Consider the following 23936-nt stretch of genomic DNA (forward strand, 5'->3'; position numbering starts at 1 on the left):
AATAACCCATGTTATTTACCCATCCCAAGTGTTTGTTGCAGCATTGATTTTGCGGCTTCAGCGACTTGAACATTCATTTGATATGAGCGAGAGGCAGAAATCATATCTGCCATTTCTTCCATGACATTTACATTCGGTTTATAAATAAAGCCATCGGCATCCGCCATAGGATGATCTGGTGAATACTCTTTGAGTAAGGGTTTATCACTTTCTACTATCCCCCTTACCGTTACCCCTTGAGAGGTTTGCTGTTGGCTCTGTGCTTTAGCCATTTCAGCTTCAAAAATAGGATGACGAGAACGGTAAGTTTTATCGATACTGCTTGAAACTGAGTCAGCATTTGCAATATTACTGGCCGTAGTGTTAAGCCTTACCGATTGTGCTGACATTCCAGAGCCAGCGACATCAAAAATGCTAAATAAACTCATGATTAATCACCTCTTAGTGCTTTTTTCATGCCACTAAACTTACTATCCAAAAACCCCAGTGACATTTGATATTCGAGGGCATTTTGCATAAAGGCAGATTGTTCCTGTTGAATATCAACAGTATTACCATCACCAGTATCAGGTTGATTTGGAACACGAAATTTAACATATTGGCCCGTTAATTCCGCTAAACCAAAGTGCCGTTCATGATCTGTGATATCGAGATGATTACGCTGTTGCTGTTGGCTACGAGCGGCTTGCATCGCAGCAGAGAAATCGACATCACGGGCTTTATAATGTGGCGTATCGGCATTTGCGATATTACTTGAAATCACTTCAGCCCGTTCAGCACGTATGCCTAAAGTGTATTGATGCACACCCAATGCATTATCGAAATTGATCGCCATAAAATTGCCTCCATAGTGTCACTCGCAGGAATAAAGCAATTCATGTGCCAAAAAGAAGATAATAGTGGTAAACAGTGGTGGCAGGTAAAAATAGCGGCAAAAAATTACCGACATAAGTCGGTAATTTTCAATTAAATAAGCTAGTTAAGTCTTTTTCTGATAATAAATCCCAGGATTACAACGCACCATATCAAACTCATCGGTTAAGCCTGCAATCGATTCTGAAGCCCCTAAAAACAAAATCCCTTTTGGATTAAGAGCGGCAGCAAATTGCCGCAAAATTTTGGCTTTTGCCTCTGGCGCAAAGTAAATTAGCACGTTACGGCAAAAAATAATGTCAAATTTACCTAGCAAAGTATAACTTTCAAGCAGGTTATGAGCTCTAAAGTTAACGAGTCGCTTAACATTATCCTTCAGCTTCATATTGCCAGAAGGTAATGCATCAAAAAACTGACGCTTACGCTCATCCGATAAGCCCCTTGCTAAAGCTAAGCTGTCATATTCAGCATTTTTACAACGCTCTAGCATTGAGGGAGATAAATCTGTTGCTTGAATTGTTGCACCGCCAGCAAGGGCACCCGGTTTTTTCTGCTGATATTCCAAAATGGTCATCGCCAATGAGTAAGGCTCTTGCCCAGATGAGCAAGCTGCAGACCAAATTTTCAATGGACGACCTAAGCGGCTGTACTCTGGAAGTAAAACATTATTTAGCAATTCAAATGGGTAACGATCACGAAACCATAACGTTTCATTTGTCGTCATTGCATCGATAACCTCAGCCCTCAGAGCTCGCTCTGTCGGTTTCATCGAGTGCTTAACCACATCAGATAATGATGGCAGATTATATTTCCCCATCAAAGGGGCAAGACGGCTACGTACTAGATATTGCTTATTTTCACCCAGTACGATGCCGCTATGTTGCTCTAGGAACAACCTAAATTGATTATACTCAGCTTCAGCAAGTGACTTATTTGGCACATTCACGTCCTAGATCCTATCGCTAGCGAGCACCAAAAACAGTGCAAAACTAAAATGTTATAAGGGGCTGATTATAGCGCAAAGCTCAACTCGGCACTAACCCCCAACGCTATCATTTATAAACTTAAATGCTTGTTCACTGCTGCTGCTAATTCATCTGGGTTAAACTTTGCAATAAAATCATTAGCCCCTACTTTTTGCACCATAGCTTGGTTAAACACCCCACTGAGTGATGTATGCAACACAACTTTAATATGTTTAAGCTTTGGATCATCGCGGATTTCAGCCGTTAAGGTATAACCATCCATTTCAGGCATTTCAATGTCAGAGATAATTAATGGAATTTCATCTGCAACATTATCCATTTCACTGGCAATAGCCTTTAACTTATCGAGGGCCTCACGACCATCTTTCGCCGTATCTATCTGCAAATTTAAGGACTCTAAGGAGCGAATGATTTGCTTACGTGCGACAGCGGAATCATCGATAACCATAATATGGTAATGCTGCGTACGGTCGATGGTTAGTTGCTCATTGAGTTCTTCACTAATCGCCGTTTTTACCGGTGAGATTTCATCTAAGATTTTTTCTACATCTAAAATCTCAACCAATTCCCCCTCAATTTCAGTCACCGCTGTAAGATAAGAATAACGACCGGCACCTTGAGGAGGAGGCATTATAGCCTCCCAGTTCATGTTAATAATTCGCTCAACAGAACTGACTAAAAAGCCCTGCACACTTCGGTTATATTCAGAAATAATAATGAAGCAATTTTCAGTACTCGTTAAGGGACGACCACCAGTCGCCGCACTGAGGTCAATAACTGAAATTGTTGTACCTCGAATATGTGCAACCCCCTTCACATTGGCGTTAAGTTTAGGCAAAGTCGTCAGCGGCGGACACTGCAGTACCTCTTTCACCTTAAACACGTTTATCCCGAATCGCTGACGACCATTTAACTTAAATAGCAAAAGCTCTAAACGGTTTTGGCCAACGAGCTGAGTTCGTTTGTTGACTGAATCAAGAATACTCGACATAACTCTGCCTTGTTGTTCTGTTTATGTACGACCCTAAGACTCGTATGAGTATAGGCATATAAATTGCTTACGTCTTACTATCGATAAACATAGTTGAAACTGAGTCAATCTTCTGACATGGATATTTCTGTTGATTTTGGTTATCAGCTTCTCACTTGATAAAAGTATAGGTGCATTCTGGCATTACAAGCTAGTCTCTTCATTATGAAAGTAAATTTAGTCTGTTTTTTGAGTTTTTTCACCCTACTGTTACCCGCGACTGCGAGTACAGAGCCTGTTGCCCCCACCATATCGGCGATATCCGAATTAGCTAAAGCCCTTATTAATGAAAAGATTTCCATACCGGCAAAGGCTAAAGTAGACATAACACCTCAGAATATTGACGCTCGCATGTTACCATCCCAGTGCACATCACCGATAAAAGTTGAAATGGCGAGTGATCGCGACATTAGTCGCAATAATACGATTAAAGTCAGTTGTCATACTCCTGAACTTGCCTACCCTTGGCAAATATTTATCTCAGTTAGAGTCGATATTTTATTTCCTGTCGTGGTTACTACAGAAATTCTGGCACCTGGCGATAGAATCAATGCTAGCCAAATTGAAGTAAGATATATTGAACAAAATAGTTTACGCGGACAACAATTTGACGACCCAAGTCAACTCGAAGGCACACGCGTAAAACGTCGAATTGCAAAGGAATCTCCTATTTTTGCCAACAACCTGTGTTTTGTGTGTAAGAATGACGCAATCTCTATTTATGTACGATCTCCTTCATTTATGTTAAAAACAGCAGGAGAGGCCTTACAAGATGGAAATATTGGTGAGCAAATTAGAGTTAAAAATAGCAGTTCAAACAAACAACTAGATGCAATAGTCATAGGCATTGGCGAAGTCGAAGTTAGAATGTAAAATAATCTAAAGCTTTTCTGTAAGCTGCCGATACCAGTTAAGCAATCCCGTATACACGACGCTGGAGCCTAAAATGGCAATTGATATAAGCAAACTAAACACCGGAACGACGTCTCAAACCCGTTCTGGCGCAACTAAAGTCAGCAGTGAACAATCTGCTCAAGTAGCGACAAAATCGACTCCATCGCAAAAAGGCGACTCTGTAGTCATTACGGCTCAAGCTCAGCAGCTACAAGGAGCTCAGACTAAAATGGCGAGTCTACCCGAAGTTGACCAAAAGAAAGTGGCTGAAATTAAACAAGCCATTGCCGAAGGTCGATATAAAATTGATCCCGAAAAACTGGCCGCCAATATTGCTAGTTTTGAAGCCGAATTAAGTGATCTTAATAAAGAGTAACTATGACAGAAGTAGCTAAACTGGTTGATCAGCAACACGCCCATTTGGCTGTTCTAAAGCAAATTATACTCAAAGAAAAAGGCGCTTTGGTTGACCAAAACGCCGATTTGCTGTTGTCACTCGCAAATGAAAAATCACAATGCCTCAAAACACTTAAAGCCAATGATGAATTGCTGGCCAACCATAGCGACCAATCTCAGCTCACGCAGCAACCTCACCTTAGCCATAAAATGGCAGAAGTTAAGCTGGCATTGGTCGAATGCAAAGAGCTAAATGAGCAAAATGCCAGTTTAATCGACATGAATTTAGCGAGTTTAAATCGCTTTGCTCAAGCTCTACAAGCAAGTCGTAACGCCACTAGCTTGACCTATAACGATAAAGGTAAAACCTCAACAATCTCAAGTTTAGGTAATGATTTAAAAGCTTAATCTCTATTTCAGCTAGTCTCTCTCTCGCAAAATAATCGCCTGCAAAATCAATAACCTAAAAAACCGCGCAAATGCGCGGTCAATGTGTTTATAAGAAAGGGATTGATACGAAAGATTGACGTTTTACGGTGATATAGGACAAAACTTTTCCCACAGGATCTTTTCAACACAAACGCTCAATCACAACAGAGATCCAGCTAAAAAGTTTAGCTGATATGCACTTACCTTCATGCACGCAACTCCTCATTTGAGTAGCATAACTCCGCTTTTTGCTTCGCGATCAAAAGCTCCAAAAGCGTTAGTATTTTAGACGCAAAAATTTGCCAAAGTGAAATCAATATTTGGGTATGACATGCCTAAAAATACGTGACTTCTTTAACTTTTTGTGGACGGTTTTGTTGTTGATAAAGAGCCCAAACTTGAGAAAAATCAAGTTCTAACTCAGTAACATAATGCTCACCAGCGGGATAGCTTTTTACCACTTTAGCCCCGCGAATAACGCCAGATACTGAAGCCTTTACATTGTCATCCGTTAACATCCAATCACTCACACTGCTATTCGCCGTGATCTTTTGACCATAAACTTGTTCCGCCAATTCACGATAAGCCACTATTTTTGACGCTTGCATCGCCATTAACACTTTTTGAGATTGTTCCTTAGCAGGCTGTGTCGCTAATGGCGCATAGCCTATGGCTGTTAATTTGGGAAAACTGGGTGGAGGCACATCTTCCCACTGTACATATCTGTCTTTTGTCACACAGCCACTAAATAAAAGTGTTGCAACGAGTAAAAGGTAATGTCTCATTTTCCATCTCCCAACACACGAACCTCATTCATGCCTGAACTTGATTGCCTATATAAAATACCATTCTGTGAGACCACTTGTTCTGATGCCTGCATATAATTGGCCATTTCTTTTTGGGTAACATAAGTTTGAGACGCAGAAACCACGCGATTGTTACTGATATTCACGATACGTGTATTGATTGCCATGCCATTTGTTGTGGGGCTCATCGTCGATACGACTAAATGTTCAACGGGGAGATTGTTTGATAACTTTTGCCAATCCCGCGTCAAAATAAAGTCACCATTTGCGGTCACCCTTAAGCCATCACCAAGATTTAAATCTACAACATTAAATTGAAAGCTATGCAGTGATGTCATTAATCCTTGCTGTAACTGTTGTGCCATTGCATTAGTGTTGTTCATATCCCCCACCAACACAGGTGTTGTAACTACTATGGGTTGATCTGAACGGAGTGCATCATTTTGTTTAACTAACTCTGTGACAATTCGCTGAGCTAAATGATTAATCGTCGATGTTGGCGGCAAGCCATTGCCATCAACTAAGCTAGGTTTCGGAGGCACAACGGATTTAGCAACGCATCCACCTAACACTATTAGGATTAAGGGAATAATGACACGTTTTAACATTGGGCAGACCTCGTCTAAAGGAATTCTTGGCCATTTAAATGATAATTAGGCCACAGCTACAACACAGGAAATATCAAATGCAAATACCAGACCAAGACAGCAAATTGCCATTGGGATTATATCCATAGCTACTTTATCGGCAGTCATTAGTAAAACTTTATCTAAAGTCCCCTTTCAATAAGGCATGAAACTTGCTTTCTAGTCTAATAGCGTTGTCTGTCAGTAAACTGGCTAAATTAACAATCTCGTCATTCGTGATGGCACAGCATTAAGGACTGAATTGATGCACATATTAAGATCCGCTTCTATCATTAGTTTGAGCCTTACTTTACTTTCAATGTCTGTACAGGCTGAATGGATCGAAGCCAGTGGTGAGGCCATGATTATTAATGGCAATATAGCCCAAGCTAGGGAAGAAGCCATCAATCAGGCAGTAAGTTATGCAACGCTTAATACAGGCATAAGAATATCCAGCGAACAACAAACAACTAATGGCAATCTCACCCAAAGCAGCTTTGCGATAAATAGAAATGCCCAAGCAATCAGCATTCAACTGGTCAATGAGCGGATCCAAGGCCAAAGAATATATGTTTCCCTACGACTTGATCTGAATGAAGACCCTACGCAGCAATGTCCGAATGGGCAATTAAAAGCGGCTATTTTAATACCTCAAGCGCAAATAAAAGATCGCACCCAGCTTAGATACGGTCAACTCTCAGGGTTTGAAGAAATTATCTCCGAAAAATTGAGCCATAATATCGATAGCTATTCATCTACGAGTTTTAGCCACCTACATGCTAAAGAAAGACTCGATATTACCCAAGATTTAGTCGATATTCGAGGATATAGGCTACCAAATTGGTTGAGCGAAATAACCGACAGCCAATATATTCTTCAGCCACAAATTATTGATATTTCGACAGATCCAGTTAAATCAACCTTCCTCGGCATCTGGGATGAAGCCCCACAAAGACAATTTCAATTCAAACTTAATCTCTACCACGGGATCAGTGGAGAAGAAGTATGGAGTAAAAGTTACAGTACCTCTGCCCCATGGGAGTTTGAAGAACAAGCCGTAGTATCGCCTAATAGTGAAAGGTTTTGGCGCTCGGCATATGGCAGAAATATCAATCAATTAATGCAGCAAGCTACTCAAGATTTGGATAGCACACTCAACTGCCGTCCTTTACTCGGCCAAGTAGTGAGTCGCCAAGCTGATAGGATAATATTGAATTTAGGCAGAAAACATGGCATTCGTGTTAACGATAAATTCCAAGTAGTATTACAACAGAACTTGCCAGACAGACTCAATGAAATGCGTCCTATCGCGACAAAAAGTCGCGCCACTGTCAAAATTGAACAAGTCAGTGAAGAAAGCTCAACCGCGGTGCTTGTAGACCAAAATGCTGTCTACAACGTACAGATAAACGACATCGCGATTAAGATTTAAGCAACTAAATCATAAGCCTTTTAATCACAGATAAAACCAGTATAATCACTCTCGTCTCTTCATAGCTCAACAGGATAGAGCAGCCGCCTCCTAAGCGGCCGATCGGGGTTCGAGTCCCTGTGGAGAGACCATAAGTCACTTTTTATATATAAAATTCAGTAATTTACGAAAAGCAAAAAATCCTGTGCCGCCTATGTGCCGCCATAGGAATGACGTTTTTTAGAATTTTTTTTCGTAACATTTTCAAAAATCCCCGTTTTGCCCTGTTCATCTCAGTTATAGACTTTTCGCTTCATTTCTAATAGTTTTCTTATAGCCATAAAACTAGAAAATGGACATTTAACGAATGGAATCTTTCGACCTCAAACACCATGAAAAAAAAGATAACTGTGAAAAGGTCAAGAAAAATGAAACCTCAGGCATCCTCTACCAAGAACAAAATCCAAACCTAGATTTACTTGGTAAATTTGTAGTTTCAATCGCCAACTATGATTGGCTGGAGGAATTGTATAAACGCTACATTTCCGACGGCCCTGAACCTAGCATAGACACCTACTCGGAAAAATTAATTGATGTTCTATCTGGTGTTGAAAACATTCTCATCGAAATAGAACAAATTAATGAGTACATTGCATCACAATATTTCTCAACTCTTGAAGAAGCACCTATCGTCAAACTAGAGCATGATCAAAGTAAAATATTACATTTCGAATCGGCCGAAACATTGGCTGAAGCATTTAGTAATTTTGAAAACATTAGTGACTTTGTTGAAGTCTTTTCAATGATTCCAACTGATGCAGCCGATCTCCTTCAAGCAGCACTTTCGTGTGAAATGGCAGGCCATCTAAAATCAGCAAAAATCTTAAAAAGAGAATTTACTCATCGAATGTTCCACAAAGGCAATGAACTTTACCTATTGATAATGATGAGTCTAACTGAAGCAATTGGCCGTAAAAACATGGTCAAACAAGCAGGGAAAAATGGGAACGATTCTAAACATAAAATTAATAGATTAGTTAAGCAGCAAGCGATTGAACTCTACTTACAAGGGAGTTATCACAACCCCCGCCACGCAGCAAAAGTGTTACTCCCCTCAGTAACAAAAATTGCGTCAAATCTCGGCTCAAATCTAGAGTGGAAAAATAACGGTTTTGAACGTCTTTATGGCTGGCTACGAGCAGCTAACACAACACAAAGCATGTAGTTCTCGCTGCGAGAGATTATGTTTTCGCTGCGAGCAATATAGTTCTCGCAGCTAGCACCGCATACACCCTAACCCCTCACGATTATCTTAACTCCTGACAAATCTACTTTAATCAGGAGTTACCATGAACGATCTATTACTCAGCCCGACCGAGGTCGCCGAATTTCTCGGCGTCACCATCGGCACCCTATCCGTTTGGCGTTGCACTGGCCGCTATCCTTTACGCTTCGTTAAAATTGGCCGCAGCGTTAAGTACCGCCAAAGTGATGTTGAATCCTTCATTAACGGGAGGGTTTATGATCACACTCTATAAATTTGCCCTAGCTATTTGCATCATCATTCAATTAGCGGTGATCGACCATAACCTTCAAGTAAATTTGAAGTCCATTAGGTTACATAACGAGTCTAAGTACCCGTTAACGGGTACACAGGCCAAAACCGAGGAACCGAACCCGTTAACGAACACCGAACCCGTTAACGGGGACAACCAAGACGTCCCGCAATTAAAGCCTAGTGAACCATTACATAACGGGGAGGCTAAATCATGATGACCTCCCCTACTTTATGCATGCCCAAGCTCACCGATGAACAACAGGAGTTCGCCCAATGGCTCTTACAGGGCAATAGCCTTTTCCTGTGCTCAGAAATTTGCAGCGACTTTGGCAAAGTTGACGGTATTGAAACCTTTAACGGCCACTTTCAAAAACGCACGCTATTTAGATTAAAGCGTGAAGGACTACTCACTGAAACCACGATTTTTGAGATGGGCATTCGTTGGCAAAAGCTATCGCTTAACGAGCGAGGTAAGCAATTACTGACTAACAGCGAGGTAAAAGCACATGCTTAATGTTCATGAACACGATAAGCAATGGCTAGACAGTAAACTCTACGGCCTGCCCTCACCTCATCGTATAGCGATTATGCGGCAATATCGTAGCAAGCCAAACCGCCGCGAGGCCAATTTGAGCGTGCTACACCTGACTAAACGAATTGCCGCCGTTATGGGTAAGGACAAACATTTCTACCATGTGAATATTGAGCAGCAAGATATAAGCGCAAAGGCAAAGCAACACGCCCGCCGCTGTATACAGATCACAGCGCAAGCAGAAGGTAAGGGATTACTCACTATCTACAACACGCTATTACATTACATGGCGTGCTATAGCATTAAGCCGCCAAAACTGAGCGAGACAATTATCAACCACCTTAAGTTGGACACACTTGATGACGTTGAGCTTGCCCAAGTCTATGGCGTACTCGCCCGCGCTGGCGATGAGATTTGGTGGAAACGGAAATTAAGAAAACAGCGCAATCTGCAAATTGAAACCATTTCACGGGAACTCAATTTGGTCAGTAAACAAAAAGGCATTTATGCCAGTAACATTACCGTCAGCAATTTTCAGACCCAATGGCAGAGCAATCAACAGCTTTTAGAAAACACCATAGCCACCAACGAACACGGCTATAGTGCAAGTCTTGCCGAATTATCCAAACTCAATGTCTCTAATCCCGCCATTCGCAAGGCCGAGTTGATGGTTCGCATCCGTGGCTTTGAAGATTATGCCAAAGAGATGGACTATAGCGCCCTATTCTTAACTATGACTACACCGTCTAAATACCATCGCTGTTTTGCCAGAACGGGCGATAAAAATCCCAATTGGAACGGCGCAACCCCACTCGATGCCCAAGAATACTTAAATCGCACCTTTGCCCGCATTCGTGCCGCCCTTGCCCGTGAACAAGTCACCCCTTTCGGTTTTCGGGTAGCAGAGCCACACCATGACGGCACCCCACACTGGCACTTACTGTTATTTGTCCCAAGTGAGCAACAGCAAACCTTAGTCGATACCTTCACACACTATTGCTTAGAGGAAGATGGTGATGAGCAAGGCGCAAAGGAGCGCCGCTTTAAAGTGGAATATATCGATCCCGCTATTGGTTCAGGAACGGGTTACATCATGAAGTACATTAATAAAAACATCGATGGTGAAGGGATTGAATACGACAGCTACGGCAAAGATGCCACCACCTCAGCAATACGGATAAAAGTATGGGCGTCCTGTTGGGGCATACGGCAGTTTCAACAAATCGGTGGCGTTGGTGTAACCCCTTGGCGCGAATTAAGACGCCTAGACGCAATTAAAGATCCGTCACTTGATTGGATTGAGGCTATTCGCCAAGCAGCCGACAGCAGCAACTGGACTTTATACACTCAGCTTATGGGCGGCGTGTTTTGTAAACGTGTCGAGCAAACCATTCGTCCGCTATATATAACCCAAACCTGTGCGCGCCAAGCTAGTACCATCAACAGTGGAGCGACTAACACACAAAGCAAGCCAATTGCCGCATTAATCCAACAACAATCCCGAAATGCATTGCAGGAATGCGGGAATAGCCCGAAAGAATGCGGAAATCATGCCGAAAATTCCGAGAATCTATTGCAGGGCGATTTCAGGAACATGCAGGAACCATCTCGGGAATTTCAGGACTACGATTCAGGAATGCAAGAAATCATTTCAGGAACTGTTGCAAGGGCTCTGGAATTAGCCTCAGGGTTAGATACGGGATTAACTTCGAGATTAGATGCAGGAGTTGCAGGAGCAAATCCCGAAATTGCCCCAGAACACTATCAGCCACTCAAAACCAATCGCTATGGGGATGCAGCACTAACCCAGCTAAAGGGGATTGTCTCTTTCGGCGTTGAGATCATCACCCGCGTCCATACATGGGCGCTAGCAACTAAGTCTCAGGTTCAGAAAAAAGATTTTTGCTCTCACTTGGAGTTCTGTCAATAACTGTACAAGTTATTAAATTTAATGGTAATCTATCTTAGTGCATCAGTTGAAAGGGAAGTAAATTTCGTGTCGATACAATCAATAAGAATAAAAAACATACTTTCATTTGAAGATCTTGAAATAAAAAGTCTAAGTGATATCAATTGTATCGTAGGGAAAAACAATGTAGGTAAATCGAACTTACTAAAAACTATTAAATACTTTTATGACTCTCTAGCCAATAAAACCACTGAATCTTTACCACTTCAATCCAACTATACTTTAAAAGGTTCAATATCTCTAACTTTTGACACAACAAGAATACATCTCATATCAAAAAAGAACCCTAACAACCATTACTTCTCATTTATTTCAAGAAAAATAATCCCTAATGATAGAAGAGGTATTTTCTCAATAAACAAATACGACCACAAAAAGACATTTTTTACACTTACCTTATACATTTACAATGACAACTCTAAAAAGTGGTCAACTAATGACAGACAAGTACACAATCTAATTCTATACCTTTACCCATTCTTCTACATTGAACCGAGAAGAATGAATCTTTATGAGTGGGATGATTTATGGGATTTAATTTCAACAATTAAATCCTTTAACTTATCGACAATAGATAATGAAAAAGTTATAAATTTCTTTAATGACTCTATAAATCAAAATTCAATTGATGAATACAAAAATTTTGTAACCCAGTTAGAAAACATTATTACAGTAAAAAAGCTAACACCTAAAGAAAAAATACTTACATATGTAAAATCTGGGTTAACAGGCCACTCATTTGAGATTGATAGTCTAGCACTAAAAACACAATCTGACGGAACTAATTCGTATCATTTTATTAATATATTTCTAAAAATTCTAATATCACTATCCAAACGAGAATATATAACGCCATTTATTTTTATTGATGAACCTGAAATTGGTCTCCATCCAAAAATGAATGAGCAACTAATAAAAAACATTCATAGTTACTATAACTATAAAAAAAATACCGCAACGACAATACCACCAAAAATATTCATAACCTCTCACTCACCAATAATAATAAAACAAATTATTAAAAACTTTAGAGAAAAGCAAAACATTTATTGTTTTCGGAAAAATAAAAGCTCTCCAACAGAGTTGTACCTACTTAACTCTGATTACAAAAATGAAAGCTTTATAAATATCCTAAGCGAAAATGAAGCCAGATTATTTTTCAGCGATTTCATTTTATTTGTAGAAGGCGAAACTGAATTAGAAGCTTTTGGAAATATAAAACTAGCAAATCATTTCCAAGAATTACAAAAAATCGACATTTACAAATGTAGCAGCAATGTAATTGGCGAAAGAATAAACCCTTCATTTAGTAATTCTGCAATACCATACCTTTTTTTATTTGATGCAGATAAAGCCTGGGACATTTCATATAAAAGCAATAAAACTTTCTTAAATATAAAAAGTAATGGCGAATATTTCAAACTTGACAAAAAGACATTGGAAAAACAGAGAGAAAACTATAGTAAAGGATATAACTTTAAGTATCAATTAATGAGAGAAACCATAGACAACATAATAGAATCCATTGGGATTGAGTTAAAAATAAACTTAACAAAACAAATTATATTAACTCCAACATTCCACAACACTATAAGCGAACTTAAAACCTATCTAAGAAGTAAAAGCATATATATTAACAACACAACATTCGAAGAATGTTTGATATCATACGACAGTAGAGAAGTATTCTATGAATGGATAAAACACGAGTATTCAGTTGACATTACCCCTATTATTTCTAGGTTTAAAGCTAGCAAGGTAATAGATGAACATCTACTAATAGATTACATGAGAGTTTTATTCAATGGAAAAACTAAAATTTTAAACAATAAAAAACCTTTCAACAACGAAACCAGCAAAACAACTAAAAAAGCTAGGTTTCTACTACAAAAACTAAATAAGTTCTTGAATATAACCACACCAGACAAAGCTGACGGGTGGGTAACAAAATATATTGATTTCTCGATAAATTTCATAGAGGAAAAAGTAGCAAAAAAAGAAGATTTTCAAAAACAATTTAAAGTTTATTTTCCTGAATTATATGATATAATCAAACAGCTCCAATCCGATAGTTAGTGGGAATTGTTGGTCTTGCACCAATGATTTGAGGGCTTGCCCCTCCTAGCCCAAATAAGCTACTTCAGCATGTTGCGATATTATGCTATCTGAGGGCACACCTTCGGTGTAATGCTGTTCTTTTGTATCGGATTGGAGCTTTCATTAATGAAAAAGTTTAGTAGAGATTTTTTTTCACAAAAAATATTAGGTACACAATTAAAGTTATTTGATGATTTCGAACGGAATGTACGTGAACATCACTTTAGAAAAGAAGACTTATTCTCAATAACAACTAATAGTAACCACTTTTTTATTAATCAAAAGATTAATCGAATTCTACTAAAACAACTTCCTATAAACTCATCTGCCTGTGGTTTTGTAGAAAATAAATCTTATCTTGATTTTTTAGAACCTCACAAATTTGGATATTACTTCTTACGACTTGACATTAAGAGTTTTTTTCATTCCATAAAAACATCAGAGATTAAATCACTCTTGAGTCCTTTTTTTTCCAACACAAAAGAAAATCGGAAATTTTCAGAGCTAGAAATTGCTTTCCTAGCCGTTACACACAAAGTTTCTGCAAATCACAAAAACACAAATATAAGAGACAAAGAAATATTACCCATTGGGTTCCCAACATCCCCAGCAATATCAAATTTAATTTTCAGAAAAGTTGACTTGCTAATTGAGAAATACTGTGACAATAAAAATATTATTTACACAAGATATGCCGATGACATGCTTTTCTCATCTAGCACAAATCCTTTTGTTCACAATAATTCTTTTGAAAATGAGATATCAATACTTGTATCCTTGCTATCATTAAAACTCAATAAAAGCAAAAGAGTGACAAGCACAAACACAATATCACTTAACGGATATGTAATTAAGAATAAAAAACCAAGGAGGATTTTCCTATCTAAAGAGATAAGTATATCAGAAGGAAAAATATGGCTTTCAAATAAAAAATTAAAGAAGATAAACAAATTTATATACGAAATCAACAAGGGAACCCCTCACGAAATAATCATGAAAGACTTATATAACATTTCAAAGCTGAATTTTAAAAATAAGTTTGGTTATTACAATGAGATTTTTTTTAAAAAATATATCAAAGATCAAATTACAAACAAACTAAACGGATATCGTTCTTATTTACTTTCATTCGTAACTTATAATGAAAATAAGCATTGTATTGAAAAAAACTATCTAGAAAAAATAATTAAGATAATTAACAAAATAGAATCTATATCTATATAGCTTAATTATAAAAATATATAGAATTATAATTGATCGACCCAAATTTTTCAATATAGATTATACGCACATAATTTTAGATTGTGTAAATTGCCCCAACAAAATTACTTACGGAAAGAAAATCTCTTGTGACAACTAAAGCAATACTTAAGTCATTTCAGTTTTAAATCAATGCCAGAACGAAGTGACAAGGCATTGATTTAATTGAAAAACAGGGTGATTTATTACTATTTAAGACTCAACATTGACTTTACCTCATCTTTTGCACAAAAACACAGGAAAGATTAAAAAATACGAATTATACAAAGAGATTAAAACATGTTTTGACGATTTTTCAGACAAAAAAATCCCCCAGCAATATGCATTGCATATAGCTATTTATCGAGCAGATAACCTCACTTTAAGATGGTTTATTTACACTCCATACGCATTTGGCCACCTAAATGCCTATATCGTTCAAGATAGATATATTGAAATATAAGAGAAAATTGATTTATTCAGGTATATTGAAAAATATTCAAATATATCTAGACGTTATGAATATGTAAAATTAATAGGTTTTAATGTGTACTAGCTTAAGTTGGATATCATTGAAAACAACTCTCTTCTTTCATTACTAGAGAGCAGCTCTATTTCCCTCACCAGCTTATCCACCTTAGACTCTTGCACAAACGTCCCCAGTAAAGGCGCAGTGGTGATCTCTAGCTCTGCCCTGACATTCTCAACATCTAAATGAGCATAGGTGCTGGTTGTGATACAGGCTATTTTTATATATTTGCCTAACGGCAGAGGACTATGGCGGAGTAACTTATTGGTAGTTTGAATATTACCACAGCGCATCACTTAGAGATGCACAAAGACTGATAGCCACTTATTGTTCTGCATTGCTTCAAAAATCAATAATGAGTAGACTTTACTCAACCAACTGTTTAAAAAGAATTTAGAACGCATGGATCAGCTACTATTACGCTCTGCGGACTACGAAAACTTTGTTTATGGGCTTCTATCTCATCCTGAATCGCACCCATCAAAGCGCACAGAAGGAGCACGCATCCTGTGTGCTGTTTCGATGGAACATGCGCAGAGCATTAAGATCCTTATGCACTCACATGCCTTCACCTCCGCTTTAGGCCTATTAAGACTTCAGTACGAATCTCTAGTAAGGGCACATTGGCTTATTTTTGCCGCATCAGACAACATGGTTGATAAATTACTTGCAGAGCTTAACAGCGACTCAGCTCAGGCAGGAAATTCAATACCTATGGTTGGAGACATGATGAAATCAATGGAGGGAAAAGCGCCTCCAAATGCTCTTCAGCCGTTACTTGAATTTAAAGACAACTCTTACAAGCCGCTCAGTTCTTACATACATGGCGGCATCCACGCTATCAGTCGTAAGAGTAAAGGATATCCAATCCCATTACTTGAAAATGTACTTAAAAACTCTAATCAGCTTTGTGGAATCACAGGGTACTTTTGGGCACAAATGACTCAGAATCCGTTAGTTACTGCACATGCAATGCACTCTTTTAAGAAATATCAGGATTGTTTTAACTATACACTGTAATTTAATTTGGAATTAAAAATGGAATACATTGATATTGTTACAAAATTGATTGGAGGACTGGCTGCTATTTTTGGTATAGCGTTAACTTTATCTCATCTTTTCGCACAAAAAAGCACAGGTAGGCTTAAGAAGTTCGAAATTTATAAAGAAATTAAAACATACCTTGACGAACCATCTGACAAAAACTTTCCTGTAATCTGCGTAGCATTTAGTTGTTTAATAAGTAGAAACCTCACATTGGATGAAAGTAAATGGTTCATTAATACACCCCACGCATTTAATCATCTGAAAGCTTATAGTGATCAAGCAAGATATATCGAAATCTCAGAAAAAAAAGACTCTTTCAGATATGTAGAAAAATATTCAAGAAATTCAGCAAGACTTTATGAGCACATAAAACTAATAGGTGCATACATATTATCAGCAAGCATCGGAATCATTATTATGATGGTAACACATTCTAAATCTGATAATTTTTTCATTTCGTTTATGGGTTATTTATTTGGTGGAGTATTTATTTTTCTAGGTATTGTAGCATTACTTCAAGATGGTCATTTAAGTAGTGCAAGATCAACAATTAAGCATAAATTCAAACCGTTCAATCGAGTAACGAATAAAAGTAAAAAATCCTCAATTTAATCTAATAAGCAGCTCTTTCCTTTCTTCAAGAGAGAGCTGTTCAATTTCCCTCACCAGCTTATCCACCTTAGACTCTTGCACAAATGTCCCCAGTAAATGCGCCGTAGTGATCCCGAGCTCTGCCCGCACGTTCTCAACATCTAAATGAGCATAGGTGCTGGCGGTGATACTGATATCGCTATGCCCTAAAAGCTTACTAGTGGTTTGAATATTGCCACCGCGCATTACGCTCCAACTGGCGATGGTTCGGCGTAAATCATGGATAGTGACATTATCCTCTTTCGCAGTTGCTGACTTTTCGTAAGCGGTTAATGAACCAGTGAAGCCCTACTCAATTCCACTGAGATAAACATTCCATGGCATCAGATCCGACATATCATCGGCGATTGAACGCTTTGGCAACTCCGTGAACAGGTGCCGGAAGTAATAATAGGGGTTGATGTCATTCGCCCGACACGTCATGACCAAGCTATACAGATTGGCACTGGCTTTCGCACCACCGACTGACGTTGAGAACATCCAGTTTTTTCGCCCCGTCGTGAACGGCCGGATATCCCGCTCTGTCACATTGTTGTCGATGCTGATATGTCCATCTTCCAGGTAGGTCAGCAGCTTAGGCCACTGATTCTTGGTGTAGGTGATGGCCTGGCCTAATGCTCCTTTGGGCAGCACATTCAGGCTATCGAGCCACGCTTTGAAGTCATTCAATATGGGGAGGCTTTCTTGCATCCTCAGCTGTTGGCGGGCTTCGGCCGACAGCGTTTTGGCTCGCTTTTCTATCCCATACAATTTGGCGATAAAGGCCAGGGCCTTTTCGGGTTTCCCTGCCTTTTTCGAAGGGGATGCCTTTTGAGCATCGGTGAACTTGCGGCGCACATGCGCCATGCACGCGGCTTGAGTGACACCGTCTACCGTGTCATACGCACTGTAACCATCTGACAACAGATAACCATGGTAATCACCAAGGAATTCGCGCACACAAGCGCCTGCTCGGCTGGGGTGATAGTCGTAGATGACGACGGGATTGGGGGTGAACTCGCCGCTGCGATAAACCCACATATAGGATTTGGACTGGGCCTGTCTGTCTTCTTCTCTGAGCACTTGCACCGTGGTTTCATCGGCGCAGATGAGGGATTCTTTTAGGAGCTGCGCTTTCATTGCATCGATAATGACCTGCACTTTACTGCCAAGCTGCACACACCAGTTGGCCAAGGTGGCGCGACTAATATCTATACCCGAGCGGTTCAGGATATCTACCTGACGGTAGAGCGGCAGTGCATCGACGTATTTGGCGGTGACCACGGCGGCGAAGGCCTCGGCACTGCCAAGGCTTTTAGGGAGCATACTCGCCGGTTTTGGAGCTGTGACCACTTTGCTGGTTTCGGCTGTTTGCTCGCAGTGGCGACAAGCATATTTGGTGCGCTCATGGCGAATGACACTCACTCGCTGAGGTAGGATTTTCAGGGTTTCGCTGATTTCCTTACCGCATTCATGTAAAGGCGCATCACAGCAGTCGCAATACGGCGCATTTAAGGTATGGGTTTGCACCTCGCGCTCAAGGTCAGCAGGCAGCGGTTTACGACCCGTTTTTCTGCGCTCTTTAGGTGAGGAAGGCAACGCGTTTTGCTGTTCAGCTTCGTTGAACGTTCCTTTGGCGACTTTTTCGCTTTGGGCAGCGAAGCGTTTGGATTTGCTGAGGTTGAGCTGCTCAACGAGCAATTGCACCTGCGTTTTGAGGGCGGCGACTTCCTCCTCTTTGGCCTGCAACAATGCATCCTTGGCAAGAAGCATGGCCTTGAGTTGTTCGATGTCATTGGGGAAGTCGGTCATTGGGCATCATCTTACAGCATTCAATAGTCCCCAGTGTGACGGTTAAAAAGGATCGTTCAAGTGCAAAATTACGATCAGTGTCTAGCATCACACTTCTAGCCCATTTAAGGGCCGATGGGCTTTGTTGTTCTCGAGTGACAGCCCAGAGAGCAACCAGTGAAGTTGCGGTTTGCTAATGACAATCACGCCCTGGGAATTCGGGCGAGGCCATTTGAAGGTACCGTTCTCCAAACGGCGATAGTAAAGCCAAAACCCGTTGGTATCCCAAAACAAGATTTTGAGTTTATCGCGTCCGCGATTACAGAATATAAACCAGGCCTCGCTGAACGGGTCCATGTCGAGTTGTTCGGCGACAATGAGCGACAGACCATCGATAGACTTTCGCATGTCGGTGACACCGGAGACCAGAAAGACCTTGCCGGAGGGAGTCATTGCAAGGCATCTACCCAGTGTTTGATCTGAGCGGTACTCAGTGTTGTTGGTAATTCAGCGCGAATACCATTGGCAAAAGTAATGATCACCGACTCAGCCTTCGTCTCTTCATATTCATTGAAAATAATAGGCTGAAGTGTTTGCGTTGCGTCAGGAGAACGCAATCGCTTAGACCAATAGTAGAAGGTTTGATAACTGATGCCGCTGTCTGCACAGAATTGCTTGATGGAAAGCATGCTTTGTTTTTGTTGCTCAACAACTGTTGCCCAATGGGCGCGCTTTTGCTCTTGGTTCATAGTGCCTCCGATGAAAAAGGCACTATGTCAAAGTATTGGTATTATTGGTATGTGGGGTTTATTAACCGCTTACGACTTTTCAGGACTCCGCAGCCCTGCCCGCTCTGTGATGCGATACCAAAAACTCCCCTTCCCTGCATTCTCGGTAATATGCCCCGAGTGACTACGCTCAGCAGGGAACACATATTTAACGCCGTGAGCGGCTTCATGGCTTCGGCGTTCGAGAATTGCCATCACCTCTTTGGTTAACGGCACCGCATGGGGCTTTTTCGATTTAATCTTGCTGGTCGGAATAATCCACACGCCGCGCTGGTGATCTATCTCGCGCCACTCCATGCTAAACACACAGCTTTTACGCTGCCCAGTTAACAGTAATAGCATGACTACATCACGGTAAAGCGGCGCTTCAAATTCCAATGACTCGAGTAATGCCCGCACCTCATGCTGATTCAAAATCCGCTCACGCTTCACCGCCGCCAATTTTTTGATGCGGCCAAAGGGATTAATGGCTTGCTCGTTAAACATCGACTTGAGCAAGGTCAGGCATTTATTGCGAACAGCGGCAGAGTTTTTAGTAATGATCAGCTTAAGCAGATTTTCGGCTTCGACAGTGGTGATACTCTCAACGGGCAAATGGGCAATGCGCGGCTGAATATGGTTCTTCCATGTGGATTGAATATCCTTAAGGGAATTGAGTCGCCGTTCACCCGTTTTGATTTTGACCATAAACTCAGCTTCGAAGGAATCAAACAATTGTTGAACGCTGATAGACAAGGCTTCTTTGCGCTCAGCTTCAAGCTTGGCAAGGCGTTTCGCTTCGTTCGGATTCACCCCTTCTGCTAAGTCTACGGCAATATGCTTGGCCTGTTTGCGGGCGTTCTCTATGGTTAAATGCGGGAACTCCCCGATCGTTACAGTGACGTCTTTACCTAAATGCTTGCGGCGAAAGCGAAAAACCTTTTTTCCCGATGGAAAAACATCTAAGATTAAGCCATTAATTGAGTCTCGATGGCCGAAATCCGCAATTCTGAAGCGTTTTTGACCGATTTCGAGCTGTTCGAAAGCACGTTTTGTGAAGCTTGTTTCAATGCTCATAATGACTTAGCCTTAAATCCTGTGCCGCCTATGTGCCACCATAGGGATTAATTTAGACTAAAATACAGTAATTTTGGTTAATGTCAAAATCGCACAAAACACACTTAAAAGCATGTTTTATAATGATTTATTAATTTTAGATAATTTTCATTAATGTCGCGAACTGTCTCCTGTGGAGAGACCAGATCTAGATTGTGACATTGCCCTACCAAAAAATCTTCTGCAGATAAATCGTTTATCCACTTAATCGTTGTATGAAAATATTCCTTATACCAAACCAGCCAAATAATTAGTGGCTGTTCAATCAAAAAGAATACCTAAACTCATTTCTATATCTCTTAATCAAACAGAGTATAATCTGCGATATTTGATATTCTATGCCAGTAAAAGATAGAGAATGAGTAAGGAGTTTTTTTTGGCCTATACCTATATACCTTTAGAAACCTACCGCCGTAAGTGGATTTTCAACCACAAAGATTTACCAGTAACCGCCGAAGACAAGGCTTATATCCTACCATTGACGGATAAAAGTGCGATGGATGTATGGAATCAATGGATTAGCAATAAAAGTAGTTGTGCTGAACAATTCACTAAAGGTGATTGGGCTGCCAAAGCCAATGCTTGGACAAAAACAGACTACTGGCAAGGCGCTTGGGATAGTGAAGATAGTGATTTACCTGTCATGTTGGCCGAGTTCATTCAATGGCCTGATGAGACCCCAGTCTTTTTTTGCTATGAAAAATACCAAGTTATAGAAACTCGATGGGATGTTTTTGTGCGGAATTGGAAGTGTTTTTTATTTTTTGATGATGGCCCAATCCTTATATCACCAAAACAAAAACAAGCGGTTATGTTCGAACAAAATGGTCAATATAAACTCGGCATTCGTGGTTAAGCTAACCATAATTAAAACAAAATGATAAGAGGTGTATTATGAAGTTACTCTCTACCTTTACCTTACTAACCATATTACTTTTACCTAATATCTCAATGGCAAAAGTAATCTCTGGTGTACAAGTGGCTGACACTATCACGCTAGAAAATGTTTCTTTAGTACTCAATGGTGCCGGTGTTCGTAGCAAGTTTTTTATGGATTTATATGTTGGTAGCCTCTATGTACCAGCACCTTTATCCACAACTAACGCAGTAATTGATGCGCCAGTAGCAGCCATTCGTCTCAATATTACGTCAAGCATGATCACCTCAGATAAAATGCGTGAAGCTATTACAGAAGGTTTTGAGCAGGCGACGGCGGATAACACCACGGATATTCAGGCACAAATCGATACTTTTATGGCATTGTTTAATGAAGACATAAAAGAAGGCGACCAATTCACACTGCTGACAAGCAAAGAGCAAGGCGTGACAGCCTATAAGAATGATCAGGAACAAGCAACCATCAAAGGTGAAATGTTCCGTCAGGCATTACTAAAAATCTGGCTTGGTGATAAACCCGCCCAGAAAAGCCTTAAAGCAGCAATGCTGGGCCAATAGCTAGATGAATAAACGGAATTAAAATTTAAATTCAATATCCAAGGCGGCTGCGCCTTGGTTATCCATATCAACAGCAGCTTGACGCGTCACTTCTAGCTCGCCATTAAAATAGTAACCAGCATAAAGATTAACAGATACTGCAGGCGTAGCTTGCCAACCACCGCGGACATACCCCACCCATTCGTTAATTTCCACTGCAGTATCATCGTCTTCGATTAAGAATCTTTCGGTACGCTTCGAACTACCAAATCCAATATTCCAATCGGAATTAAATTGATAACTTAGCTCTAATCCTGCAGGACCACTAAAACCGGCTTTAAAAGGATTAGCAAGTGCCCAATTGTCATTTATCTGCCATCGCATCGCAAGATATGGAACGGTGCGAACTTCATCAATATCATTGAGATAAGCCACCCCAAAACCTATCATGTTGCCAAAATCAAACACATACATTGCAGAAGCCACGACACCATAACTCTGAGCATGGTTAAAGGATGCCGTATCTGCATAGGCATATTGGAGCTGCGGCGCTAAAAAAAATGCCCAATGCTTATCTAAACGGTAAGTTAAAGACACACCAGCACGATAACGATTGATATCATCCCAAGCCTGTCCATCTGCCCCAAACAATGATGAAACATTGTTTGCTCCTGTCAAATTGATATTGCGCCAATCGTAATCCAGCCTGTCGTATCCAAAATTAATACCGACTGACCACTGTCTGTTTAAAGGAACATTTACTCCTGCGTTAAGTAATAAAGTATCCCGTTGTAGCTCGGTATTGCTATCCGACACCTCTGCACTTTGAGTGCTGACTTGGGCAATACTTAATTTAAACGGTTTTCGCTCTGGAGCCGTGTCTTCCGCCCCTATAGCAACACTCGTTAACATAGGAAGGAGCAGCAAACTTCTTTTAAACGCTGCAATAATCGAGCTTCTTTGTAGATGACTTAGATTTGCCACACTGACCCCTTGAGATATAAAACGTAGATAAATTTGGCGAATAATACGCTTTATCTAATAGAAAATTTAGATGCTGAGCATAATGTAACAAATTGAAACACATTACATTGAAAAACGTCAGCCAATACGATACGCCCTTAAAAACATATCGGCACAGCCGTGAATATATTCCTCTCGCTCTAACATGAGTCCTTCAGTCTCAAGCCCCAATTCTAGCCTAAGTTTTAACTCGCCAAACAGCATCAAGCACAGACGCACTGCACTTTGATGGGCATTGCCAAACTTATACCTCCCCAGTGCTTCGACCGCCAGTAAATAATCCGCCAATATGCCCACAATATGCTGTGGCCCTGCTTCAAAAAATAGTCGTGAGACTTCAGGATGACTCTCTGATTGAGCCACACAAGTTTTAAATACGGTGATAGCTTCCGGACTCACTATCATCTCGCCAAACTGCAGTGCAAATTGAGTCAGGGCAGCTTCTGGCTGACTTGGATCATTAAGTAAATCATCATGCAGATTATGGCCTACGCATTTAGATTCTATTGCTGCAACAAATAATTCATCTTTACTGCCGTAATGGGAATACACGGTTTGTTTTGAGACTCCTGCAAGTTTAGCAACCTCATCCATACTGGTGTGAGGAAAACCTTGGCGGCAAAATAAATCAATTGCTGCGACAAGGACTTGCTGCCTTTTTTGCTCACTTCGGCTCAAAGGTAATTGCATCTCTGTAGGCTGCGTCATATCAACACTCTCATTTATTGACACGATAAATATGTATTAGTTAAA

The 23936-nt window shown here is 40.3% G+C and carries 27 protein-coding genes, 1 tRNA gene and 1 pseudogene; 16 read left to right on the plus strand and 13 right to left on the minus strand.

From position 1 onward, the window contains the following. Window positions 1-11: 11 nt before the first annotated feature. The 4 genes from flgC to MZ182_RS13705 all read right to left on the minus strand — a co-directional run bounded on the left by flgC (window position 12) and on the right by MZ182_RS13705 (window position 2850). Window positions 12-428 carry a flagellar basal body rod protein FlgC gene (gene flgC, locus MZ182_RS13690; protein ID WP_011788753.1) on the minus strand — a complete coding sequence of 139 codons (417 nt, stop codon included), beginning with the start codon at window positions 426-428 and terminating at the stop codon, window positions 12-14. A gap of 2 nt (window positions 429-430) precedes the next feature. Beyond that, a complete protein-coding gene (gene flgB, locus MZ182_RS13695; RefSeq protein ID WP_011919623.1) occupies window positions 431-835 on the minus strand; it encodes a flagellar basal body rod protein FlgB in 405 nt (134 codons plus the stop codon). A gap of 144 nt (window positions 836-979) precedes the next feature. Then, window positions 980-1819, minus strand: coding sequence for a CheR family methyltransferase (locus MZ182_RS13700; RefSeq protein ID WP_011919624.1), 840 nt, complete (start codon window positions 1817-1819; stop codon window positions 980-982). A gap of 110 nt (window positions 1820-1929) precedes the next feature. Then, window positions 1930-2850 (minus strand): chemotaxis protein CheV, encoded by a 921-nt coding sequence (locus tag MZ182_RS13705; protein WP_011788750.1) that lies wholly within the window; start codon window positions 2848-2850, stop codon window positions 1930-1932. 204 nt (window positions 2851-3054) lie between these two features. Between MZ182_RS13705 and flgA the strand changes: the two genes are divergently transcribed. The 3 genes from flgA to MZ182_RS13720 all read left to right on the plus strand — a co-directional run bounded on the left by flgA (window position 3055) and on the right by MZ182_RS13720 (window position 4587). Next, window positions 3055-3762 carry a flagellar basal body P-ring formation chaperone FlgA gene (gene flgA / locus MZ182_RS13710; RefSeq protein WP_011788749.1) on the plus strand — a complete coding sequence of 236 codons (708 nt, stop codon included), beginning with the start codon at window positions 3055-3057 and terminating at the stop codon, window positions 3760-3762. A 73-nt stretch (window positions 3763-3835) separates the two neighbouring features. Then, window positions 3836-4159 (plus strand): flagellar biosynthesis anti-sigma factor FlgM, encoded by a 324-nt coding sequence (gene flgM, locus MZ182_RS13715; protein ID WP_011919625.1) that lies wholly within the window; start codon window positions 3836-3838, stop codon window positions 4157-4159. Between the two features lie 2 nt (window positions 4160-4161). Next, window positions 4162-4587: a flagella synthesis protein FlgN gene (locus MZ182_RS13720; protein WP_248067300.1), complete on the plus strand. Its 426-nt coding sequence runs from the start codon at window positions 4162-4164 to the stop codon at window positions 4585-4587. 356 nt (window positions 4588-4943) lie between these two features. Here the strand turns inward: MZ182_RS13720 and MZ182_RS13725 are convergent, their stop codons facing one another. After that, window positions 4944-5393, minus strand: coding sequence for an LPP20 family lipoprotein (locus MZ182_RS13725; RefSeq protein WP_011919627.1), 450 nt, complete (start codon window positions 5391-5393; stop codon window positions 4944-4946). Beyond that, the gene (locus MZ182_RS13730) at window positions 5390-6022 is read right to left on the minus strand and encodes a FlgO family outer membrane protein (RefSeq protein ID WP_011919628.1); all 633 of its coding nucleotides are present in this window, start codon (window positions 6020-6022) and stop codon (window positions 5390-5392) included. Before MZ182_RS13730 ends, MZ182_RS13725 begins: the two co-directional genes overlap by 4 nt. A gap of 283 nt (window positions 6023-6305) precedes the next feature. Here MZ182_RS13730 and MZ182_RS13735 point away from each other — a divergent pair, with 283 nt between their 5' ends. The 11 genes from MZ182_RS13735 to MZ182_RS13785 all read left to right on the plus strand — a co-directional run bounded on the left by MZ182_RS13735 (window position 6306) and on the right by MZ182_RS13785 (window position 17034). Next, window positions 6306-7472, plus strand: a complete 1167-nt coding sequence (locus MZ182_RS13735; RefSeq protein ID WP_115017771.1) for a flagellar assembly protein FlgT — start codon at window positions 6306-6308, stop codon at window positions 7470-7472. Window positions 7473-7527: 55 nt separating this feature from the next. Further along, a tRNA-Arg gene (locus MZ182_RS13740) sits at window positions 7528-7603 on the plus strand. Window positions 7604-7818: 215 nt separating this feature from the next. After that, window positions 7819-8676: a hypothetical protein gene (locus MZ182_RS13745; RefSeq protein WP_248067303.1), complete on the plus strand. Its 858-nt coding sequence runs from the start codon at window positions 7819-7821 to the stop codon at window positions 8674-8676. Window positions 8677-8800: 124 nt separating this feature from the next. After that, on the plus strand, window positions 8801-8989 hold the full coding sequence (locus MZ182_RS13750; protein ID WP_208662075.1) for a helix-turn-helix transcriptional regulator: 189 nt from the start codon (window positions 8801-8803) through the stop codon (window positions 8987-8989). Beyond that, on the plus strand, window positions 8973-9224 hold the full coding sequence (locus MZ182_RS13755) for a hypothetical protein (protein WP_248067306.1): 252 nt from the start codon (window positions 8973-8975) through the stop codon (window positions 9222-9224). The genes MZ182_RS13750 and MZ182_RS13755 overlap by 17 nt, the downstream gene beginning before the upstream one ends. After that, window positions 9221-9523 (plus strand): hypothetical protein, encoded by a 303-nt coding sequence (locus MZ182_RS13760; protein WP_248067308.1) that lies wholly within the window; start codon window positions 9221-9223, stop codon window positions 9521-9523. The genes MZ182_RS13755 and MZ182_RS13760 overlap by 4 nt, the downstream gene beginning before the upstream one ends. Further along, window positions 9516-11471 carry a replication endonuclease gene (locus MZ182_RS13765; protein ID WP_248067311.1) on the plus strand — a complete coding sequence of 652 codons (1956 nt, stop codon included), beginning with the start codon at window positions 9516-9518 and terminating at the stop codon, window positions 11469-11471. The genes MZ182_RS13760 and MZ182_RS13765 overlap by 8 nt, the downstream gene beginning before the upstream one ends. 66 nt (window positions 11472-11537) lie before the next feature. Further along, on the plus strand, window positions 11538-13586 hold the full coding sequence (locus tag MZ182_RS13770; RefSeq protein WP_248067314.1) for a retron Eco8 family effector endonuclease: 2049 nt from the start codon (window positions 11538-11540) through the stop codon (window positions 13584-13586). A 147-nt stretch (window positions 13587-13733) separates the two neighbouring features. Beyond that, on the plus strand, window positions 13734-14831 hold the full coding sequence (locus MZ182_RS13775; protein ID WP_248067316.1) for a reverse transcriptase family protein: 1098 nt from the start codon (window positions 13734-13736) through the stop codon (window positions 14829-14831). A 946-nt stretch (window positions 14832-15777) separates the two neighbouring features. Then, window positions 15778-16395 carry a DUF6988 family protein gene (locus MZ182_RS13780; RefSeq protein WP_248067319.1) on the plus strand — a complete coding sequence of 206 codons (618 nt, stop codon included), beginning with the start codon at window positions 15778-15780 and terminating at the stop codon, window positions 16393-16395. An 18-nt stretch (window positions 16396-16413) separates the two neighbouring features. Then, entirely contained in the window at window positions 16414-17034 is a 621-nt protein-coding gene (locus tag MZ182_RS13785; protein ID WP_248067322.1) for a hypothetical protein, read from the plus strand. Here the strand turns inward: MZ182_RS13785 and MZ182_RS13790 are convergent. From MZ182_RS13790 to MZ182_RS13810, 5 genes and pseudogenes are all read right to left on the minus strand, one after another. After that, a pseudogene (locus tag MZ182_RS13790) lies at window positions 17026-17313 on the minus strand (tyrosine-type recombinase/integrase); the annotation flags it as partial. The gene MZ182_RS13785 and the pseudogene MZ182_RS13790 sit on opposite strands and share 9 nt — an antisense overlap. 48 nt (window positions 17314-17361) lie before the next feature. Beyond that, a complete protein-coding gene (tnpC, locus tag MZ182_RS13795; protein ID WP_248085115.1) occupies window positions 17362-18864 on the minus strand; it encodes an IS66 family transposase in 1503 nt (500 codons plus the stop codon). An 87-nt stretch (window positions 18865-18951) separates the two neighbouring features. Further along, window positions 18952-19296, minus strand: a complete 345-nt coding sequence (gene tnpB / locus MZ182_RS13800; RefSeq protein ID WP_088585868.1) for an IS66 family insertion sequence element accessory protein TnpB — start codon at window positions 19294-19296, stop codon at window positions 18952-18954. Beyond that, window positions 19293-19592, minus strand: a complete 300-nt coding sequence (gene tnpA, locus MZ182_RS13805) for an IS66 family insertion sequence element accessory protein TnpA (RefSeq protein ID WP_248085116.1) — start codon at window positions 19590-19592, stop codon at window positions 19293-19295. Before tnpA ends, tnpB begins: the two co-directional genes overlap by 4 nt. 69 nt (window positions 19593-19661) lie before the next feature. Beyond that, complete coding sequence (locus tag MZ182_RS13810; RefSeq protein ID WP_248069852.1) at window positions 19662-20687, minus strand: tyrosine-type recombinase/integrase; 1026 nt, start codon at window positions 20685-20687, stop codon at window positions 19662-19664. Window positions 20688-21102: 415 nt separating this feature from the next. Here MZ182_RS13810 and MZ182_RS13815 point away from each other — a divergent pair, with 415 nt between their 5' ends. Continuing rightward, the gene (locus MZ182_RS13815; RefSeq protein WP_248069854.1) at window positions 21103-21582 is read left to right on the plus strand and encodes a DUF2947 domain-containing protein; all 480 of its coding nucleotides are present in this window, start codon (window positions 21103-21105) and stop codon (window positions 21580-21582) included. A 38-nt stretch (window positions 21583-21620) separates the two neighbouring features. Beyond that, window positions 21621-22181, plus strand: coding sequence for a chalcone isomerase family protein (locus MZ182_RS13820; protein WP_025008390.1), 561 nt, complete (start codon window positions 21621-21623; stop codon window positions 22179-22181). A gap of 18 nt (window positions 22182-22199) precedes the next feature. Here the strand turns inward: MZ182_RS13820 and MZ182_RS13825 are convergent, their stop codons facing one another. Beyond that, window positions 22200-23144 (minus strand): DUF6268 family outer membrane beta-barrel protein, encoded by a 945-nt coding sequence (locus MZ182_RS13825; protein WP_011919648.1) that lies wholly within the window; start codon window positions 23142-23144, stop codon window positions 22200-22202. A 117-nt stretch (window positions 23145-23261) separates the two neighbouring features. Next, on the minus strand, window positions 23262-23891 hold the full coding sequence (locus tag MZ182_RS13830) for a TetR/AcrR family transcriptional regulator (protein ID WP_248069850.1): 630 nt from the start codon (window positions 23889-23891) through the stop codon (window positions 23262-23264). Window positions 23892-23936: the final 45 nt, after the last annotated feature.

The sequence above is a fragment of the Shewanella sp. JNE2 genome, from assembly GCF_023159115.1.
In the GTDB taxonomy this organism is placed as follows: Bacteria; Pseudomonadota; Gammaproteobacteria; order Enterobacterales; family Shewanellaceae; genus Shewanella; species Shewanella putrefaciens.

Excerpts from the sequence above, each read along its gene's own strand:
- flgB (WP_011919623.1), bottom strand. The coding sequence starts at position 835 with ATGGCGATCAATTTCGATAATGCATTGGGTGTGCATCAATACACTTTA.
- MZ182_RS13755 (WP_248067306.1), top strand. The coding sequence starts at position 8,973 with ATGATCACACTCTATAAATTTGCCCTAGCTATTTGCATCATCATTCAA.
- MZ182_RS13830 (WP_248069850.1), bottom strand. The coding sequence starts at position 23,891 with ATGACGCAGCCTACAGAGATGCAATTACCTTTGAGCCGAAGTGAGCAA.
- MZ182_RS13765 (WP_248067311.1), top strand. The coding sequence starts at position 9,516 with ATGCTTAATGTTCATGAACACGATAAGCAATGGCTAGACAGTAAACTC.
- MZ182_RS13820 (WP_025008390.1), top strand. The coding sequence starts at position 21,621 with ATGAAGTTACTCTCTACCTTTACCTTACTAACCATATTACTTTTACCT.
- MZ182_RS13745 (WP_248067303.1), top strand. The coding sequence starts at position 7,819 with ATGGAATCTTTCGACCTCAAACACCATGAAAAAAAAGATAACTGTGAA.
- tnpC (WP_248085115.1), bottom strand. The coding sequence starts at position 18,864 with ATGACCGACTTCCCCAATGACATCGAACAACTCAAGGCCATGCTTCTT.
- MZ182_RS13725 (WP_011919627.1), bottom strand. The coding sequence starts at position 5,393 with ATGAGACATTACCTTTTACTCGTTGCAACACTTTTATTTAGTGGCTGT.
- MZ182_RS13810 (WP_248069852.1), bottom strand. The coding sequence starts at position 20,687 with ATGAGCATTGAAACAAGCTTCACAAAACGTGCTTTCGAACAGCTCGAA.
- MZ182_RS13760 (WP_248067308.1), top strand. The coding sequence starts at position 9,221 with ATGATGACCTCCCCTACTTTATGCATGCCCAAGCTCACCGATGAACAA.
- MZ182_RS13775 (WP_248067316.1), top strand. The coding sequence starts at position 13,734 with ATGAAAAAGTTTAGTAGAGATTTTTTTTCACAAAAAATATTAGGTACA.
- flgC (WP_011788753.1), bottom strand. The coding sequence starts at position 428 with ATGAGTTTATTTAGCATTTTTGATGTCGCTGGCTCTGGAATGTCAGCA.
- MZ182_RS13780 (WP_248067319.1), top strand. The coding sequence starts at position 15,778 with ATGGATCAGCTACTATTACGCTCTGCGGACTACGAAAACTTTGTTTAT.
- MZ182_RS13720 (WP_248067300.1), top strand. The coding sequence starts at position 4,162 with ATGACAGAAGTAGCTAAACTGGTTGATCAGCAACACGCCCATTTGGCT.
- tnpB (WP_088585868.1), bottom strand. The coding sequence starts at position 19,296 with ATGACTCCCTCCGGCAAGGTCTTTCTGGTCTCCGGTGTCACCGACATG.
- flgM (WP_011919625.1), top strand. The coding sequence starts at position 3,836 with ATGGCAATTGATATAAGCAAACTAAACACCGGAACGACGTCTCAAACC.
- flgA (WP_011788749.1), top strand. The coding sequence starts at position 3,055 with ATGAAAGTAAATTTAGTCTGTTTTTTGAGTTTTTTCACCCTACTGTTA.
- tnpA (WP_248085116.1), bottom strand. The coding sequence starts at position 19,592 with ATGAACCAAGAGCAAAAGCGCGCCCATTGGGCAACAGTTGTTGAGCAA.
- MZ182_RS13750 (WP_208662075.1), top strand. The coding sequence starts at position 8,801 with ATGAACGATCTATTACTCAGCCCGACCGAGGTCGCCGAATTTCTCGGC.
- MZ182_RS13735 (WP_115017771.1), top strand. The coding sequence starts at position 6,306 with ATGCACATATTAAGATCCGCTTCTATCATTAGTTTGAGCCTTACTTTA.
- MZ182_RS13785 (WP_248067322.1), top strand. The coding sequence starts at position 16,414 with ATGGAATACATTGATATTGTTACAAAATTGATTGGAGGACTGGCTGCT.
- MZ182_RS13730 (WP_011919628.1), bottom strand. The coding sequence starts at position 6,022 with ATGTTAAAACGTGTCATTATTCCCTTAATCCTAATAGTGTTAGGTGGA.
- MZ182_RS13705 (WP_011788750.1), bottom strand. The coding sequence starts at position 2,850 with ATGTCGAGTATTCTTGATTCAGTCAACAAACGAACTCAGCTCGTTGGC.